Here is an 18,728-nt window from a genome sequence, read left to right as displayed (position 1 = left end):
TGTTATTTTGTATCCTTGCCTGTGCCAATGGAGAAATCGCTTGCAAACACCTGAACTGCAGCACTTTTATATTTCTGAAGAGCAGTCCGTCTATCTGCTTAAGGCCGATGATGCCCGCAAACACAGGGCCTGGATCCGCCTCTGCCGCCAGCAACTGATCAAGTTGGGCTATGATGACCCGCAACTGATAGGCAAAGGCGCCTATGGTTTTGTGTTCGCCGGACAAAACAGCCATGGTCAGGAACATGTATTCAAGTTCTCCCGTATCACCCTGCCTCAGCAGGTACAGGACAGATTGGAAGAAGAGGCTTTCATGCTGTCGCAGGTCAATCATCCCAATGTGCCACCACTGATAAAGTTCGACAGAGTCGGGCGCCAGGGGATCCTGGTGATGGCCAGAGCTCAGGGCCAGGATCTGGATCAGCGCTGCCGCCGCCAAGGCGCCTTGCCGGTGGCGGAGATCATGAGCATTGCCAGGCAGTTGGCGGATCTGCTGCAGTATCTTCGCAGCGGCAGACCCTTGGTACACGGGGATATCAAACCTTCCAACCTGGTTTATGACCCAGAGGAAGACAAGTTGTCTTTGATTGACTGGGGCTCGGCGGTATTTGCCCAGCGCGATGCTGACAACCGCCCGGTTGGCGGCAATGTGATGGAGTTAATGTCGAGCGATCAGCAGCATACCAACGCCCGCATGGGCGATGTTTACTTTATCGGCGATGAGCAACTCTCGGGGGCGCTTTCCAGCCCCAGGTTTGATGAACAGGGGGTTGCCGCCACCCTCTATGCGCTGGCGTCCGGTCAGGCCAGCCGCTTCGGTTCCCAGGTGATCCCGCCTACCAGCATAGGTCTACCGATGGAACTGGCCAGGATCCTCGAAGGGATGTTGGGCTCAGATCCTCTCACCCGCCTCAAGGCCGGCGACTACTTCCTGCGCAGTATGAGATACAGCCAGCATCTTTTACTGCCACCGCTGCCACAGGAGCTGAATGCCGAGATCCCCGTCTGGGTACAGAAGCGAGCCCGGGATGTGGAAACAGTCAGCTACAGTTCGCGTAAGTCGTTTCTGCGCAGCCATCATCCGGACGCCGATGCCGAGGCTATTCGCGCCGAAGATATTCAACTGGAGAAGTACTACCGCAACTTCCTCGCCGGTATGGGAGACACAGAGAAGGGCTTTATCGCCGCGGTTGGCCGCCTGGGTCAGTATCCTATAGTGGGCGGTTTGGCGATTCATTGGCAGGAGACAGGCGTCTATATCGACTCCAACCTGGCGCTTTATGATGAAGAACTCAGGCCGGCATTGATTCAGGCGGTCAACAACATGGTGACCCTGGCCCGGGGCATTCATCGCATAGGTATCTTCAAGGCCTGTTTCTTCAACGCCAAAGATACCCTGCACCTGGAACGCAGCGGCCCTGCAGAGCCGTTCAAGGCCAAGGCGGATCAGCTGCTGCCCTTTGAGGTGGGCGATGTGCCGACACTCGAAGATCAATCCCGGCTGCACTCTTACTTTGAAGATGGCCGGGATCCGGATGAAAACCTGGAGCTGCCTGCGGAAATCATGACAGAGCTGGGCTGGCTCAACCAGATACACCACACAGGCTGTATCATCTTCGAAGCCCTGCCAACCCATATGAAGATCCACAGTTATCTGAGACTGCTCAACCCGAGAAAACAGGCGCAGTTTCGCGCCTGTCTGGACAGGATCCTCAGTCATGTCGACAAGATCCAGGGCCAGGGGGTTTCGGGGTTTATGAAGCTGCCCTATAAAAATACCCGCAGGTTCGAACACCTGCAGCGCAAGCCGGAACGCTTCTATCCGAGAAACCCCAAGAGCGGAGGTTAGCCGCCGTAACTGCTGGTCACACTCAAGCGGCGATCATTCTCAAGATACTCACGGGCCACGGCTTCCAGGGCTTCTCCATCCAGTTGCCCCAGTATCTGCCTGCGCTGCTGCCATCCCTGCCAGCGGCCCGGCCGACTTTGGGCCGTTGCCGCCAGATCCAACCAGAAACCGTTACTTCCCGGGGCGCTTTCAAACCACTGCAACAAGGGCTGGCGCGCGCGCTCCAGCAGATCGGCATCTATGCCACCCTTGGCCTTGACTCTGGCCACGACCGCGGCAAAGCCCTGTTCGGCAGCCTTCAGCTTGGCGGCATCTGTGACAGTAAAGAGCCCCAGATAACCGTAACCTGTTGGATGCCAATCGAAATGATTGAAGGTATAAGGCGAATATCCGGCGCCGGCTTTTTCCCTGACCTCTTCATTCAACAGAATGCCCATCACCTGTTCGAGTAACATCATTTCGCTGTGGCGTCGAACATTCTGCATGTCGGTGGTCGGCCACAGCCAGGCCAGTGCCGCCGAGTTTTCTGCGCCCCGGTGCAAGATTTGGCTCTGTGCCGGCACCTTGGGGAATACCGGACGCTCGAAGGCCGGGGCCTTGGCAGGATGCCGCTTGATGGCAGCGAATGTCTCGGCAACCGCTTTTATCCCCTGAGCCTCATCGAAATCACCTACCAGCGCGATTTCCAGCATTCCCTTATCCAGCGCCGAAGCCAACACCTTGGCAATTTCAGCAAAGTCCCGCTGTAATACCTGTTCTTCCCGGCCGTAACCATATCGGGGATCGCCGGGGAACAAGAGTCCGCTCAGACCATCCCAGAAGGCCTCTTCCGGATTGGCATTACGGCTCTGGCTCTCTGCCTTGACTTGTTGCCGGAAGAGGTTGATGGCTTCCTGTCGCCAACCCGGGGCGGTTAGAAAGGCGGCCTGTAGCCCAAGTTGGGTTCTGAGTTCATCGGCATTGGTATTGGTCACGCCGCCAAAGCCTTCAGTACTGACGCCAATATTTGCCGAGATGTTCTGCCCGGCAAAGATATCCGCCAGCTGTTGCCAGGAGTGCTGCTCCAGCCCGCCGTAAATAAAGGCATTATTGAACAGAGTGCCCAAACCTTCTTGGCGCGGAAATGGTAAATCACCGAATCCCAATGACAAGCTGACGGCCACATTGCCTTGCTCAAGCTCGGTAGGTTTGAGATTGAGTAGAGTTCCATTGGCAAAACGTAACTGGCGTATTCCGGTATCGGGATCCCGTTTATCGGCCACTATCCTCCCGGGTTCACCAAAGCTTTGATAGGCAAACTCGCTGGCTTGTTTGGCCTTATAGGGGGTAACAGATTGCAGCAAGCTGTTCTCATATGCCGTCAGCAGTTGTTGTTCTGCCGCGGCCGGCGCCTTGGCACCGGAGAGATAGATCCAGGGTTGCCCCTGCCAAAGCTCAGTCAGTGTCTGTTGGATCAGCGCCGGGGTAATTTGTGGCGCCAAGGCCTCAAAAATGGCCAGCTTATCTGCTGGTTCTATCGGTATCAAGGCCTCGGCATCCATTGATACCAAAGCCTCGGCCATATTCAGGCTGTGAATGGTGTTACTGCCGGCCAGATTGAGCTGATACTGCTTATGTTGGCGTTTCAGCGCCTGCTGCAACTCTTCATTGTTGAAACCGTATTGCAAGGCCTGGCGTATGGTCTGCTCCAGCAATACCACGCCATCCTGCCAGTTGTCTTCCAGGGTCGCCAGAGCCAATTGCACCCTTCCCGCAGTGCCAAACTCTTCCCCTATCTCAACGGAGGCATCGGTGAAACCTTCTTCGGCAAACAGGTGCGGTTGCAACCTCTGATAGAGCATATTACTCAGCAGCGACTCAAGCATCAGCTGACGACGCCGTTCAATACCATCAGGCTTTGGCTTTATGGGCGTCAGCACCCCAAGAGAGACTTGAGTCGGCAAACTGGGGTCGAAGAAAGCGTCCGCCTGAGGCTGCTTTCTGACTACAGGCGGAGAAAGCTTCACCTGAGCTGCGGCAACCGCCTGAGGGTGCGGCTTCCAATCGGCAAACAACTGCTTGATTTGAGCCTCGGTACGGGCGATGTCCAGATCGCCGACCAAGATAAGCGTTGTCCGCTCCGGGGTATAGAAACGTTGGTACAAAGAGCGCAGCTTGGCGACATCTGCCGCCTTGATGCTGGCGACTTCACCGATAGGGAAACGTCTGGGCAGCAGGCTGGAGGGGTACCAGAAATGCAACTGGTTGCGATAGTTTTCCAGCCCGGCCGATGTGCGCTCCTTGAGCTCGGCCAGCACTACGGCTTTTTCCTAGGCGAGCGCCTTGGGATCCAGAGTGAGTCTGTCGGCAATCTCCCGCATCAACATCAACCCGGTATCCAGCTTCTGCTGATCCCCTTGGGTGATGTTGAACTTATAGACTGTTTGCGTAAATTCAGTCACGGCATTGGTATCGGCGCCAAAGCTCAAGCCGAGACGCTGCAATCTTGGGATCATATCCCCTTCAGGCACAGCAGCCGAGCCTTTGAACGCCATATGTTCCAGCAGGTGCATCAGCCCCTGCTCATTTTCCGCCTCAAGCAGTGAGCCGGAGGCGATCCGCATCCGCATTATGACGGTATTGGCCGGCGTCTTGTTGTCTACCAATTGATATTTAAGACCGTTGTCCAGTTGGCCCTGATGAATGCGAGGGCTGACGCTGAGCCCATCGGCCTTGGCAACGAAGCAGAGAAGCAGCAATAAGCTGCCGAGCCAGGCTCTGAGAAACAGGATTTTTGGCAAAAGAATTCCCCCAAAAAACAGAGGTTCGGTGCAAAACGGGCCCGAACCTCTGGAATATGAAAGATGCCAATATAAGATATGGCATTAATTATGTCACATAATCAATACCTTACGACGTACTAAATCGGCGATCCCGGTGGTATTTCCGCAGGTTTGCTGATCACTCTAACCCCGGCTTGTTTCAGTGCCTGTTCAAGCACAGCTTGCAGTTGTCCATAGTGGGCAGCCTTGTAACCTGAACTTCTTTTTTCCTTTCTGGGCAACTGCTTAAGCAGATAATCCAGCTTCATTCTCACCATGGCTTTGACTTCCGGGGCGCTGGCGTCACTCTCCAGACTCTGCAACATGCCGTCCAAAACCACCGCATTTACCCGCATCGCAATACTGGTCTGCTCTCCCGAAGGCAGGGATTTCAGCAGTGTCTTACCCAGCAATCTGTCCAGCAAATCCTCTACCGAAAGCTGCTCTGTGTCTCTGGCAAAGGCCTGATCCACACGGTTGAGCCGCTCAGGGTTCAACAGCGCCGACACAGTGTGGCGACTGAGCACTTCTGCCATGGTCAGCTGATCCACGGCAACCCCCAGAGATGAGCCGAAACTCTCGCGGCTGCGGTAATAGTTGCCGGCCTTGGGCACCAGTTGCTCCAGGAGCTCGGTTGGCAGATAAAGCTCTCTGGGCTCCAGAGTCGCCAACAGGGTATCGAGCGCCCGCTTCTGTAATTCCGGCGCAATAAAATGCCAATTACCGCTATCGGCATCGGCCAGATAATTATAGTCAATGCCGCCGACAAACTTGGCCGCGGCGCTGATCTGGTAACGATTCAGCAGATAGATGGGCACCAGAGCATCGCTGAGTTCACCCAAGGGTTGCCCCGGCAACAGCGCCTTGGCGGAGAAAGTTTCCAACGCCTGGCGCCTGACCAGCTGCATTCTGGCCAGCTCCTTGACAGGATCCTCGCCTCTGTCCCAGAGACTGGCATAGGCATGGGCGGCTGAAGTCGCTCGCGAGTCGCCCTCGCCTATGTATCTCAGCCCCTGCTGCTGCACCTCTTTGAGCAGCAACTTGAGCGCGGCCTGGGTTTGGGCTTCATCACCAAAGTCACCATAACCATACTTGATGGCAAACTTATCCCAGGCCCCCAGCCCTTCGGCGTAAGGCTGGCTGATATCCACCCGCTTGCCATCGAGGCGCACATAGGGATGGGGATAATCCATCACAGAAGCGTTGTTATTGGTGGAAGCGGCAAAGTTATGATCCAGCCCCAGGGTGTGACCGATTTCATGAGCCGATAACTGGCGAATACGCGCCAGAGACAAGGCCATGGCAGCTTCATCGGCCGCCTGCCTGTCTTCCCAACCTGCGGTAAGGCCACGGGCAATCAGGTGATCCTGACGCACCCGCAGACTCCCCAGAGTGACCTGGCCCTTGATGATTTCACCACTGCGGGGATCTGTCACCGCCGCGCCGTAGGACCAGCCACGGCTGGCCCTGTGCACCCACTGGATCACGTTGTAGCGCACATCCTGAGGGTCGGCGCCTTCCGGCAACAGCTCCAACTTGAAACCGTTGATAAACCCCGCCTCATTGAAGGCCTGCTCCCACCAGCGGCCGCCTTCAAGCAAGGCACCGCGGATAGGCTCGGGTACACCGGGATCCAGATAATAGGTAATGGGCTCAACCACTTCGCTTGGCTCAGGGCCGGGATTAACCTTCTGCAGCCGGTGGCGCAGCAAGAAACGCTGGTTGATATCCTGATCTATGGCGGTGGCATAGTCCTTGTATTCATCGGACAGATAACCACTCATGGGGTGATAACGACGCGCCTGATAACCCGGCTCGGGCAAGGCGATAAAGGAGTAGCGCAGTCTCAGAGACAGGGCCTGGCCATCCGGGGTCACCTCGGCGACTCTGGCGCCGGCCTTATCACTGGCGAAAGTCAGCTGCACATCCACATCCGAGTTACGCTCGAACGACTTGACCGAGGCTGGCAACACCACAGAGCGGCTGGTGTCCAGACGATAATGCCCTTGGCCCCTGGCCGCCAACTGTTGGCTGATGCCATGCAGGTCCTGCAACATCAAGTCATTAACCGGCACCAGCAGACGTTTTCCAGGCAGGAGTTTACCGCGCCAGAGTACAGATTCGGCAAAGGCTTCATGCACGGCTCTTTGCTCGGCTTGGTCGTCGGTATCGGCGCGAAAACGGGTATTGAGCTGTTTGAGCAGGATATAGGGCCCCTGACGCTCAAACTGCACCATGCGGGTATGCCCCAGTTGCCCACGGTCAAGCCCAATATCATTGGAGCCGGCGCCGTGGGGCAAGCTGGAGAGCAGCAGCATAGGCTGGTTGAGTTTGCTCGGTTCCAGATACAGCTGCCCGGCTTTGGCATCATAAAAGAGATTGATAAAACCTTCGGCCTGAGTGCTTTCGCTGATGACGTCGGCGGCCTCCCTCTCCTGTGCCGCCTGCGCCAATCCAGGTACCGCGATCAGCGCCAGCAACAAGGTCCAACTTTGAGGTTTCATCCCATCTCCTGATTGTTATCTGTAAGTTGCCATTCAAGTTAAGGGATCGGCCGGTTTATCTCAAGTCCTGCCCACCCATTCACTCAAGGTATCAAAGAGTTCATTGAGCATAATGGGCTTGGTGATATGGGCGTTCATTCCCGCCGCCAGGCTCTTCTCACGATCGCCTGACATGGCGTGGGCCGTCATGGCGATAATCGGCAAGGTCTCCCTGTCGTATTTCTTGCGCAGTTCCCGGGTCGCCGTCAGGCCATCCATCACTGGCATCTGAATATCCATCAATACCGCGTCGTATTGACGCTGCTCCACCATCTCAAGAGCAATTTGACCATTGTCGGCCAGATCTACCTCATAACCGGCGCTTCGCAGCAGTTCAGAGGCCACCTGCTGGTTGATCAGGTTATCTTCCACCAGCAGCACCAAGCCTTTATGACTACCGCTCTGATTGTCGGTAATTTCAGCCACGGTCGCCGGATGGGGTTTCTCGGCAAAGGCAGAGATTATCTCATCAAACAGAGTCGAGGCCTTGAAGGGCTTTTGCAGCAACGCAAACACATTGGCGTCTTCCACCTCCTGTGCCAGCGGTTCGGCGGCATAGGCCGTCATCATGATCACCACGGGGCGCTTGCTTATTCTGCCATCGGCCACCATCTCGTCCAGAGTACGGATCACCTCGCGGCCATCCATTTCCGGCATCATCCAGTCGATAAGCAGCAGGTCGGTTTCCTGTTTGCCCAGCTTATAGAGGGCTTCGGCACCGCTGGCGGCGGTGTCCACCTCGAAGTGGAAGTCGCGCATCAGGGTGGAGTATATCTGCAGCGCCGTGGAGTTATCATCCACCACCAGCGCCCGCAGGCTGTTGAGCTGCTCCGGCATCACCAGAGGTTCAATCTTGGCCTCTTCGGCGATCTCAAAGCTGATGGTAAAGCTGAACACACTGCCGACACCCGGCTCACTCTGCACTTGCATCTTGCCGCCCATCATGGACACCAGATGCTTACTGATGGACAAGCCAAGGCCGGTGCCGCCATATTTGCGGGTGGTGGAGCCATCCGCCTGGGCAAAGGCGTCAAACAGTATCTCCTGTTGCTCCTTGCTGATACCGATGCCGGTGTCCCGAACCCAGAATTTGAGGGTAATGCGATGATCGCGTTCGCCGACATCTTCACAGCCGAGTTCAATCTCCCCCTGGGAGGTAAACTTAACCGCATTGGACAGCAGATTCACCAGCACCTGGCCGAGACGCAGCGGATCGCCCTTGAGGATCAGCCCGGCGGTCACTGGGGCATACAACAACAGCTCGACCCCTTTCTCCTGAGCCTTGAGTGAGTTGATATCCAGGGCGTGCTCCAGCACCTTATCCAGCGGGAAGGAGACACGCTCCAGTTCCAGCTTACCGGCTTCAATCTTGGAGAAGTCGAGAATATCGTTGATGATCCGCAGCAGTGACTGAGCCGAGAAGCCGGCCTTCTCCAGATAATCTTTCTGCTGCACCGTCAGGTTGGTGCGCTGCGCCAGTTGCAGCATGCCTATGATGGCATTCATCGGCGTGCGGATCTCATGACTCATATTGGCCAGGAATTCACTCTTGTAGAGGTTGGCCAGTTCGGCATCTTTCTTGGCCTCCAGCAAGGCCACTTCATTGCTCTTGCTGCGGGTAATGTCCTTGTGGGTACCCAGCATACGCCTGGGCTCATTGTTGGCGGTAAATTCCACCACCCGGCCACGGGACAGCACCCAGTGATACTGACCACTCTTGCCGCGCATCCTGAACTCTATCTCGTAGGCTCCAATAGGATCGGCCAGATACTGCTCGCGATACTCTTCGACCCGGATCCTGTCATCCGGATGGATCAACTCGTCTATGGTCGACAGCAGCGCCGGAAACTCATTGGTCTTGTAGCCCAGCATGGTGTAATAAGCTGGGTTGCAGATGATCTGTTCCGAATCCAGATACCAGTCCCACAGGCCATCTTCCACCGCGTCCATCGCCAGGTGATAACGTTCTTCCGACAATCGCAGCTGTTCGGCCGATTCATATTCGCGGGTCACATCACGCCAAACGGCAATCAAGCCCAGCATCTCGCCGCGGCGGTTATAAAACGGCAGCTTGAGGGTGTCGAGCAGCACGGGCTTGCCGGCCAGCTCGACCTTTTCCTGATAACGCAGCGGCGCCCTGTCTTTGAGTACCTGTTCATCCTCGGCGCGAATTCTGGCGGCCTGTTCCGGGCTGGTAAGTGTGTCTGAATTCAGGCCTATCATCTCGGCTTCTGTGTAGCCAAGCACCCGCTCGGCCGACTTGTTGCAGCCGAGGTACTTGCCTTCTTTATCTTTGAAGACAATGGCTTCCGGAATAGAGTCCAGCAGAGAGCGCAGCAGGGCATATTCCCGCTCACGTCGCTCTGTGGTTTCTTTCAGCCGTTCGGTGCGCCGGGCCACCAGTTTATCCAGCCGCTTGTTCTGCTCCGCCAGGTGACGGGTATATTGCTGGTTCTCTTCAAAAATGCGGCTGACCAACTGGAACCAGGGCTCCCAGCCCTGGGTGATCTTCTCCGGCGGCCGAATCGGCTCACGGGAACAGTCTTCCAGGTGCGAAAGCAGGCGCGAGGCAGGGCTGACGAAAGAGCGACGAGTCTGCCAGTGCACTATGGTCACCAGCACGGACAGCGCCAGTACCACAAGAATAAAGGTCAGCTGCAGCTTCTCGAACGAGTCCAAAAACAGATCGTCGACATCCTGCAGATAGAGCAGGCGCCAGGGGGCGTTGTGCAGCGCCACTGAGTGGATGTAATAGCCGTTACGGATCATCCCCTCGTGGGCATCGAACAGCTCGGACTCCGGCAGTGAATGCAGCTCGGATGGGATCCGCTGACTGATGTGGTAGACCCGGTTAATGCTGGAGGTATCAAAATCGCTGTGGGAGAGAATATTGTTGCCTTGATCCAGCAAAATCACTGTGCCCGGCATCTTGAAATAGAGACGTATCTGTTTGGCGAGCGATGCCAGTGTCATGTCCAGATTAATGGAGCCGATAAACTCATCTTCGAGATAGATGGGCACCCCGAGCGTGGTCAACAGACCATTGCCGGCCGAGTCCACATAGGCCTCACTCCAGAACACACTGCGCTGGGGGTTCATCGCCGGCGTCGCCAGTTGAAACTGTTTCTTGTTCAGCAGTTCATCGCGAAAACGCTGCTCGTCCGAAGGCCAGGGGTAATAGGACATCATTCGCCGCTTGGACAGGTAATAGATGGCCGAGGCCTTGGGTGCGGCTTCCTTGGCGACCGGGAACGACAACGACAGCTCGAACAGCATCTCCAGTTCCTGATAGAACTTGTCGCTGCGGCCATCGAGAGAACCGGAACCGGTTATCCGCCCCATGTTGGTGAATGGCTCACCACTCTTGGCGTAATTGGGCTCCAGGGTAAAGAACTGACCGCTTTCGTTGAATTTCTCGTACTGGGGCAGTCTGTCCTTGCGTACCTGCTCAGCCAGGCGCAAGTGGTCCACGGCCACATTACGCAGGCTCTTGACCGCACGGATACTGGATTCCAGCAAGAGGTCAATCTGCATCACATGGCGATCGACCTGTTCTTCTCTGAGCTCCATCTGTTGGGTCTTCTGGCGCTCAAAAAACACCCAGGCGGTGAGCAACGCCAGTACAATTACCCCCATATAGGTGTAAAACACTGCGCGGTTGTAATTTTTCTGGATCGGAGATTTCAGCTGCAGATCCGGCTCACTCGATTTCATCCATTACCCTTGCATCACGTCCCATCCCCAAGCGGCGGGAAGGAAGAAGAACAAAGCCAATATCATATACTTAATTTGGTCGAATATGCAGTACCCCGCACAAAGCAAAGGCCCCGAAATGGGGCCTTTTTCAGTAGCAGGGGTTATCAGAGCTGCTCTTCGGCAAACTCCGCCAACCGTGAGCGCACTACGCCGTTGAGGTAGATGTTGGCGCTGCCCTCAAAATTTTTAAAGCGTTCAACCATATAGGTCAACCCCGAGGTGACCGCGGTCAGATAGTTGGAGTCTATCTGCGCCAGGTTGCCACAGCAGATAAGCTTGGTGCCTTCTCCCATACGGGTGATCATGGTTTTCAGCTGTGAGGCTGTCAGGTTTTGACACTCATCCAGCAATACCACTGAGTTCTGGATCGAACGCCCACGCATGAAATTGATCGACTTAAACTGGATATTGGCCTTTTCCATTATGTAGTTGAGTGAGCCACTGGGATTAACGTCATGCTTGTGCAGCACCTCCAGGGTATCGGTAATTGCCGCCAACCAAGGGGCCATCTTCTCCTCTTCCGTGCCCGGCAGGAAGCCTATCGATTCGGCGATTTCCGGAGTATTCCGGGTGACTATTACCTTATCGTAGAGATTACGCTCTACCACCAGCTCCAGTGCCGCCGCCATTGCCAGCAAGGTCTTGCCGCACCCTGCTGGGCCGGTGAGAATAACCAGATCGATATCTGGGTCCATCAAGGCCTGCAGCGCCATGCCCTGATAGATGTTCTTCGGCCTCACGCCCCAGGCCTCCATATTCATCAGGCGCTCGCGACCGAGATCCAGCACATTGAGACTGGTTTCGCTGCGGCCGACCACCCGGCCACAAAACTCGGATTCCTCATCCAGCAGATATTGGTTGATGTAAAAGAGATCGTCGCCCAGGTCCTTGAGCGGCACATCATGCACAGTATGACGGCCATGACGCTCGGTGGCCACCTTGTGCAGATGCTCCCAGAAGTTGCCTTCAAATTGATGAAAACCCTTGGATAGAAAACGTATGTCATCGATCAGCTGATCTGTGCGGTAGTCTTCTACCAGGAGTATCCCGGCACCTTTGGCCTTGAGACGCATATTGATGTCTTTGGTGACCAGCACCACGGTACGGGGCTCGTATTGATTTTGCAGATGCAGGGCTGTGTTGATGATGCGGTTGTCGTTGTTGTCGCCGGGCAGCGAGCCTATGGTGAATTCAATCTGGTGGTCGGGGAAGATAGCCAGAGTACCTGAGGCATCTGTGTGCCCTTCGCGGCTTGGAAGGGGAACCCCTTTGATTATCTGTTCCGGAGTGGTCTTGCCGCCGAGGATATCTTCCAGTGCCCGAATGGCGACCCTGGCATCGCGGCTGACATCCCGCTTTCTGTCTTTTATCTGGTCCAATTCCTCCAGTACCGTCATTGGGACCACAACATCATGTTCTTTAAAGGAGTAAATCGCTAAGGGTTCATGTAATAACACATTGGTATCAAGTACAAACAACTTTCTGTCGTCTTGTTCCATGGCGCCTCCATTTGCGTCAATGAGCTACTCACAGCTTTGTTGTCATGGGCCAGCGCAGGCCTGGGGTTGGGGTATATGGCACTCCTGTTTCTGACAGATGGCGGGTAGGTTTCACCACTGTGACATGGCTTAAACTAATACTGGCACCTTTAGCTGCGGATGACAAATACCCTTTGCAGTCTGTTCAATGGCCACTGCGCGGTATCCGTTTTTGAGTGTAGGATGCTAAAGATGACGATTGGATGACAAGCGGGCGAAAAGGCCTGCGTCATAAGGGGGGCAGGATTGGTATTATACTCGGATTGGTATAACATACGCGCCCTTTGAGAATCCGCCCGGAGATGAGAGTTAAAGATGCCCTTCGCCTTAGGTCAACGCTGGATCAGTGATACCGAATCAGAGCTTGGTTTGGGTACAGTAGTACAACTGGAAGGCCGCATGGTCTCACTGCTGTTCCCCGCCACCGGAGAGAACCGCATGTTCTCCCGCAACGACGCCCCGTTAACCCGGGTGATTTATAACCCAGGTGATCAGGTCAAGAGCCATGAAGACTGGACACTGACCATCAACTCTTTGGATGAAAAAGACGGGCTGGTGATCTACACCGGCATTCACAGCGAAACCGGTGAAGAAGTGCAGCTGAGGGAAACCCTGCTGGATCACAACATTCGCTTCAACAAGCCGCAGGACAGACTCTTCGCCGGCCAAATAGACAGACTGGACAGATTTGGGGTGCGCTACGCCGCCCAGCAACTGCGCCACAATCTGGCCACCTCAGATCTGCTGGGGCTGCAGGGTCCCAGAGTTGGCCTTATTCCGCATCAGCTGTGGATTGCCCATGAAGTCGGGCGCCGCTATGCGCCACGGGTGCTGCTGGCCGATGAAGTGGGCCTGGGCAAGACCATAGAAGCCGGCCTCATCATTCATCAACAGTTGATGACAGGCCGCGCCGAGCGGGTACTTGTGATAGTGCCCGATACCCTGCGCCACCAATGGTTGGTGGAGATGCTGCGCCGCTTTAACCTGCGGTTTGCCGTATTCGATGAAGACCGCTGCATCGAGGCCTTTGCCGACCATGACAACCCCTTCTACACAGAACAGTTGGTGATCTGCTCGCTGGAGCTGCTGCGCAAGAAGCGCCGTCTCGACCAGGCGCTGGATGCCGACTGGGATCTTATGGTGGTCGATGAGGCCCATCACCTGGAGTGGACCGAAGAGGCTCCGAGCCGCGCCTATCAAGTGGTTGAAGCTTTGGCGGAAGTGGTGCCCGGCGTACTGCTGCTGACCGCGACCCCGGATCAACTGGGCCATGAGAGCCACTTTGCCCGACTGCGACTGCTGGATCCGGATCGTTTCTACGACTATCAAGCCTTTATCAAAGAGGAAGAAGGCTACAAAGAGGTGGCCCTCGCCGCCGAGGCGCTGGCCAGTGGCAACAAGCTGCCCGACAATGCCATCAACAGCCTGACCGAGCTCTTGTCCGAGAAAGATATCGCCCCCGCCATTCGCCTTATCCAGGCTGAAGGCGTCGATTCTGAGCAGCAGCAAGCCGCCCGTGACGAGCTGCTGCAGGAGCTGCTCGATAGACACGGCACGGGTCGGGTGCTGTACCGTAACAGCCGCGCCTCGGTCAAAGGCTTCCCGAAACGCATTTTCAACGCCTATCCACAGGCCATGCCGGAGCAGTACCTCACTGCGGCCCGAGTCAGTGCCATGATGAATGGTCACCGCACCCTGGAAATGAAGGCCGCCTACGCGCTGGCGCCGGAAAAAATGTATCAGGAGTTTGATGAAAACTCCGCCGCCTGGTGGAAGTTCGACCCCAGGGTCGACTGGCTCATCGACTTCCTCAAGCAAAACCGCAGCAAGAAAGTGCTGATCATCGCCAGTCAGGCTGCCACCGCGCTGAGTCTGGAAGAAGCGCTGCGTACCCGTGAAGGGATCCTCGCCACTGTGTTCCATGAGGGCATGTCCATCATAGAACGTGACAAGGCCGGTGCCTTCTTCGCCCAGGAAGAAGGTGGTGCCCAGGCGCTGATCTGCTCGGAAATCGGTTCCGAAGGGCGTAACTTCCAGTTCGCCAGCCAGTTGGTGCTGTTCGATCTGCCGCTGAACCCGGATCTGCTGGAGCAGCGCATAGGTCGCCTGGATCGCATAGGTCAGAACCATGATGTAGAGATCCACCTGCCCTTCCTCACCGACACAGCGCAGGAGCGTCTGTTGGCCTGGTACCACGAGGGCCTCAATGCCTTCGAACTCACCTGCCCCGGCGGCCATATTCTGTTCAAGGAGTTTGGCGCCCAGTTGCTGCCACTGCTGGTGGAAGAAAACGAAGAAGAGATGGCCAAGTTGCTGCGCGACACCCGCAGCCGATATAAAGAACTCAAGCAGGCAATGGAGCAGGGCCGCGACAAGCTGCTGGAACTCAACTCCCACGGCGGCGACAGGTCATTGGCATTGGCCGAGAGACTGGCGCAGATGGATAACGACACCCAGCTTATCGGCTCAGTGATCCGTCTGTGGGACATCATAGGTCTGGATCAGGACGATAGAGGTGAAAACACCATAGTGCTGCGCCCGAGTGAGCACATGATGTTTCCCACTTATCCTGGCCTGCCGGAAGATGGCATTACCGTGACCTTCGACCGGGAAACCGCCCTGTCCCGCGACGATATCGCCCTGATAACCCAGGAGCATCCGCTGGTGCAAACCGGTCTGGATCTGATCACGGGCTCTGAAACTGGCACCACAAGTGTTGCCATCCTCAAGAACAAGGCGTTGCCGGCAGGTACTGTGTTCCTGGAGCTTATCTATCTGGCACAGGCCTCGGCGCCCAAGTCCAGCCAGTTGTATCGTTATCTGCCGCCGACACCGCTGCGCATTCTGCTGGATAAGGACGGCAACAATCTGTCTGACAAGGTGAGTTACGAGCATTTCGATCGCCAGCTCAGCGCGGTTAACCGCCATATCGGCAGCAAACTGGTCAATGCCTCGCAGGCGATATTGCATCCTTTGCTGGCCAAGGGCGAAGCCCACGCCATGGAGGCTATGTCCAACCTGCAGGCCGAAGCCCAGCAGCAGATGGAGCGCCAATTGGGCGCCGAGCTGGAACGTCTGGAAGCCCTCAAGGCGGTGAACCCCAATATCCGCGATGCCGAGCTTGAGTATCTGCAAAATCAGATAGCCGAACTACGCGGCTATTTGGATCAATGCCAGCTGCAGCTCGATGCCGTGCGCCTGGTGCTGGTCAGCCACGCCTGATAATCCACTCAAATATCATCCCCCAAGACCCGCTAACTGCGGGTCTTGTTTTTTGCGCTAAATTTCAGAACCCCTGGTGCACCACGCCTTCAAGCATTGGATCGACACACAAACTTTCGATACAACAGCTACTAGTGCACAAATTTGCGGCTTATAATTTTGGCATTGAGTCAATAAAGGCTGCAGAATCATGCTATTCCAGCCTATGAAAAGTTTAAGGAGTTCACTTGGCGCTGATATCCAGGACGATAGCTATGCTGTGCTTTTTCCCTTTGATGGCACTGGCAGCCGACGAGCCAGCCAACAAAGACATGGCCAACCAGGAGCAGACTCAACCGCAACCGGTGCAGAAGCCTGCCAAGCAAACACCTGAAACAGCCCCAATGAAACCCAGAGACAATAGCCGGGCGTTGGAGCATGTCGCCGCCTCAGAACAGCAAAAGATCCAAGTAGATGGCGAGGAGCAAACCGTTCTGGTGCGCCCCTGGAGTGGCCCGAAACAATTGGGCGCAGCGCTGTTGCTGCCGCCCCCCGGCACCCATGCCGATGCCCCCGGGCTCAACGCCTTCTTGCGCCGCAGCATCAATCCGGCAGGCTGGGCCAGTCTCAGCATGACACCACCGCCCTTTCCGGAGCAGCCCAACTTCACCACAGAGGCCCAGGAAATAAGCAAGGCCGGCGATGGCAAGGTGCAGGGCAAGAGTAACCAAGCAACAAGCCGCAGAGAGGCGGAGGAGTGGCAAAAGCTCAGAAAGCAGCAACAGACCTTTATCCAAAAGAGTCTGGCGCAACTGGACGCCTTGGGTGAGCCCTTTCCCGGCAAGCGCTTGCTGATAGCCCAAGATCAGTCCGCCGCCTTGGTGATTGAGTTGTTGGCGGCGCAGGAGTTGGCCAAGCCGGACTTGTTGGTGGTGATCAATCCCTACCTCGACGATCCCTATGCCAATTTGGCACTGCCAAAGAAACTGGCCGGGTTGGAGTTGGCGATACTCGATATCCAATCTCCCGACGGTCACCAGGCCTCGCAGGCTACAGTGGAAAGTCGAAAAACCCTGGCTTCAAGCAAGCCGGACAATCTATATCGGCAGCAGTTGCTGGCGCTGGATCTACGCCAGGATGTTGCTTTTGAAAACACCTTACTGATGATAGAAGGCATGGCCAGAAAGGTGCTGAAACAGCAGGCGCCAAACGAGAAGGCGGCCGCTGAAACCAATCAGTGACCGCCTAATTGCAGAAAGTCGGCCGGCAGACCAAGCTTCCCGTAGAGCAAATATCGGGAGTGCGATTACTCTTTCTTGCCGCCCTTGGAGAACATCAACGCCAGGGAGATGAGCACCACAGTGCCGCCCATGAACAGCAAGTCCAATGCCGAGCTGGGTTTGATATCGGCAAAGAAGGAAAACACCTTGATGATCAGCATCATCAATATCACTTTGCCCAACTTGCTCTTGAGCGCATCTATGCTGGAGATGATCAATATCTTGCCGCCGGTATCCGAGTTACCAGCAGGCTCCAGGTTACGGATAAAGAGCTCATAGAGGCCGAAAGCGAAGATCAGCAGCACAGCCCCGAGCAGGAAGGTATCCAGTATCTCCACCAGTACCATCACAAGATCGTTGCGCACATCATAGCTGCCACTGAGCAGGTATTCCCACAGCAGGGCAAACATATGCAGCACATCCTTGACCCCCATAACAAAAGTGACCAAGGCCGCCAGCACACAGGAGAAGACTCCGACCATGACAGACAAGCGACTGCCCCAGAGCAAGCGTTCAAAAAAAATCCGCATCCCAATTTCCGTCTAAAAATAAAGTGACGGATTTTCAGGCAGTTTTGCCATTGAGGTCAAGTTATTATCCCATCATACGTGATAGGTATCTCACCAGTTTCGCCGCGGTTCAAAGGCCCGCTCGGGATCCTTGCCCTGACGCACGGCGGCAATGGCTCTGTTGCGCCCCAAAAGCAGACGCACCTGGCTCCAGGACTCCCGCGCCAGCAGCCGCCTACGGGAACCGTTCCAGCTGCGGTTAATACTCAGCTTTATCGCCGCCAACGCATCGGGAGAGCGCTCATTGAGCTCAGCGGCCAGTTCTTGTGCCCGGGCCAGAGGCTCACTGCAGCACTCGGTCACCAACCCAAGCTCCAATGCCTTGGAAGCCGGGATTAATTCCGCCGTCATGCTGAGTTTCAATGCCTGATCTTTTGCCAGAATTTCCCGCAAACTCACCAGGCCGCCCATGTCGGGAACCAGGCCCCACTTGGCTTCCATTATTGACAACTCGGCGTCATTGGCGGCAATGCGAAAATCGGCGCCGAGCGCAATTTGCAAACCGCCGCCATAACAACGGCCATCCAAGACGGCAATGACAGGAACCGGCAACTCACGCCAGGCGACAGACACCTGCTGCGCCAGATTGGCATTGCCCGGTAACAGCTTGAACAGCAGTTTCAGCGCTTGCCAGGGAGAGTTGGCCACACTCTTGATATCCAGGCCTGAACTGAATTGGCCGCCCTCACCTCTGAGGATCACCGCCCGCAAATGTCGTTGACGGCGCAAATGACGCGCCATCGCCTTGAGTTCACTGAACATGGTGTAATTAATGGCATTGAGCTTATCCGGCCGATTCAAGCTAACGATAGCCAGCTGTTGTTGCCATTCCAGGCTGAGTGTCTGCCACTGCATCTGCAGGTCCTTGAAAGTTGAAGTTATGTTAACGGTATCACCATCACACTGGTCAGGCCAGAGCAAAAAGCGTCCCGTTTCAACAACACAGAGCAGTCTAAATTTTGACTAACGTCAACAATCTGACATTAGCTTTGACTTAGTGGCGACAAGTGTTCACAATATCGACCCTCAACAGGCAAGCCATTGCACTATAATAAGATTTTCTCCTGCCAAATGTATGAGAAACGGGCATCAAGCCCGAGCTCGCCGATAACTGACTATCGGCCCAGTCCTCACTGATCCAGCGGCATAATCAGAGGATAATCACAAAAATGCCGCTGTAGGTGTTATCTT

The 18,728-nt window shown here is 55.6% G+C and carries 10 protein-coding genes; 3 read left to right on the top strand and 7 right to left on the bottom strand.

Going from position 1 to position 18,728, the window contains the following annotated elements; genetic code table 11:
- Nucleotides 1-40 precede the first annotated feature (40 nt).
- Nucleotides 41-1,849, top strand: a complete 1,809-nt coding sequence (locus HCX89_RS11535; protein ID WP_144438704.1) for a protein kinase — start codon at nucleotides 41-43, stop codon at nucleotides 1,847-1,849.
- On the opposite strand, the gene HCX89_RS11530 is transcribed toward HCX89_RS11535, so the two are convergent.
- The 5 genes from HCX89_RS11530 to HCX89_RS11510 all read right to left on the bottom strand — a co-directional run bounded on the left by HCX89_RS11530 (nucleotide 1,846) and on the right by HCX89_RS11510 (nucleotide 12,448).
- Nucleotides 1,846-4,146 carry an insulinase family protein gene (locus HCX89_RS11530; RefSeq protein WP_167716114.1) on the bottom strand — a complete coding sequence of 767 codons (2,301 nt, stop codon included), beginning with the start codon at nucleotides 4,144-4,146 and terminating at the stop codon, nucleotides 1,846-1,848. The genes HCX89_RS11535 and HCX89_RS11530 overlap by 4 nt on opposite strands.
- A 12-nt stretch (nucleotides 4,147-4,158) precedes the next feature.
- On the bottom strand, nucleotides 4,159-4,629 hold the full coding sequence (locus tag HCX89_RS11525; RefSeq protein WP_167716112.1) for a pitrilysin family protein: 471 nt from the start codon (nucleotides 4,627-4,629) through the stop codon (nucleotides 4,159-4,161).
- Nucleotides 4,630-4,748: 119 nt separating this feature from the next.
- A complete protein-coding gene (locus HCX89_RS11520) occupies nucleotides 4,749-7,154 on the bottom strand; it encodes a zinc-dependent metalloprotease (RefSeq protein ID WP_167716110.1) in 2,406 nt (801 codons plus the stop codon).
- A 60-nt stretch (nucleotides 7,155-7,214) separates the two neighbouring features.
- Complete coding sequence (locus tag HCX89_RS11515) at nucleotides 7,215-10,907, bottom strand: response regulator (protein ID WP_107005544.1); 3,693 nt, start codon at nucleotides 10,905-10,907, stop codon at nucleotides 7,215-7,217.
- 146 nt (nucleotides 10,908-11,053) lie between these two features.
- A complete protein-coding gene (locus HCX89_RS11510; protein ID WP_145839744.1) occupies nucleotides 11,054-12,448 on the bottom strand; it encodes a PhoH family protein in 1,395 nt (464 codons plus the stop codon).
- A 354-nt stretch (nucleotides 12,449-12,802) separates the two neighbouring features.
- Here HCX89_RS11510 and rapA point away from each other — a divergent pair, with 354 nt between their 5' ends.
- Entirely contained in the window at nucleotides 12,803-15,709 is a 2,907-nt protein-coding gene (gene rapA / locus HCX89_RS11505) for an RNA polymerase-associated protein RapA (RefSeq protein WP_145839745.1), read from the top strand.
- Nucleotides 15,710-15,936: 227 nt separating this feature from the next.
- A complete protein-coding gene (locus HCX89_RS11500; protein ID WP_167716109.1) occupies nucleotides 15,937-16,929 on the top strand; it encodes a DUF3530 family protein in 993 nt (330 codons plus the stop codon).
- A gap of 65 nt (nucleotides 16,930-16,994) precedes the next feature.
- Here HCX89_RS11500 and HCX89_RS11495 read toward each other — a convergent pair whose 3' ends face one another.
- The gene (locus HCX89_RS11495) at nucleotides 16,995-17,498 is read right to left on the bottom strand and encodes a YqhA family protein (RefSeq protein WP_025010320.1); all 504 of its coding nucleotides are present in this window, start codon (nucleotides 17,496-17,498) and stop codon (nucleotides 16,995-16,997) included.
- A gap of 90 nt (nucleotides 17,499-17,588) precedes the next feature.
- Nucleotides 17,589-18,392 (bottom strand): crotonase/enoyl-CoA hydratase family protein, encoded by an 804-nt coding sequence (locus tag HCX89_RS11490; protein WP_167716107.1) that lies wholly within the window; start codon nucleotides 18,390-18,392, stop codon nucleotides 17,589-17,591.
- Between the last annotated feature and the right edge of the window lie 336 nt (nucleotides 18,393-18,728).

Source organism: Shewanella sp. Iso12 (assembly GCF_012030025.1).
GTDB lineage: Bacteria > Pseudomonadota > Gammaproteobacteria > Enterobacterales > Shewanellaceae > Shewanella > Shewanella algae.
This window is presented reverse-complemented; position numbering and strand designations above follow the sequence as displayed.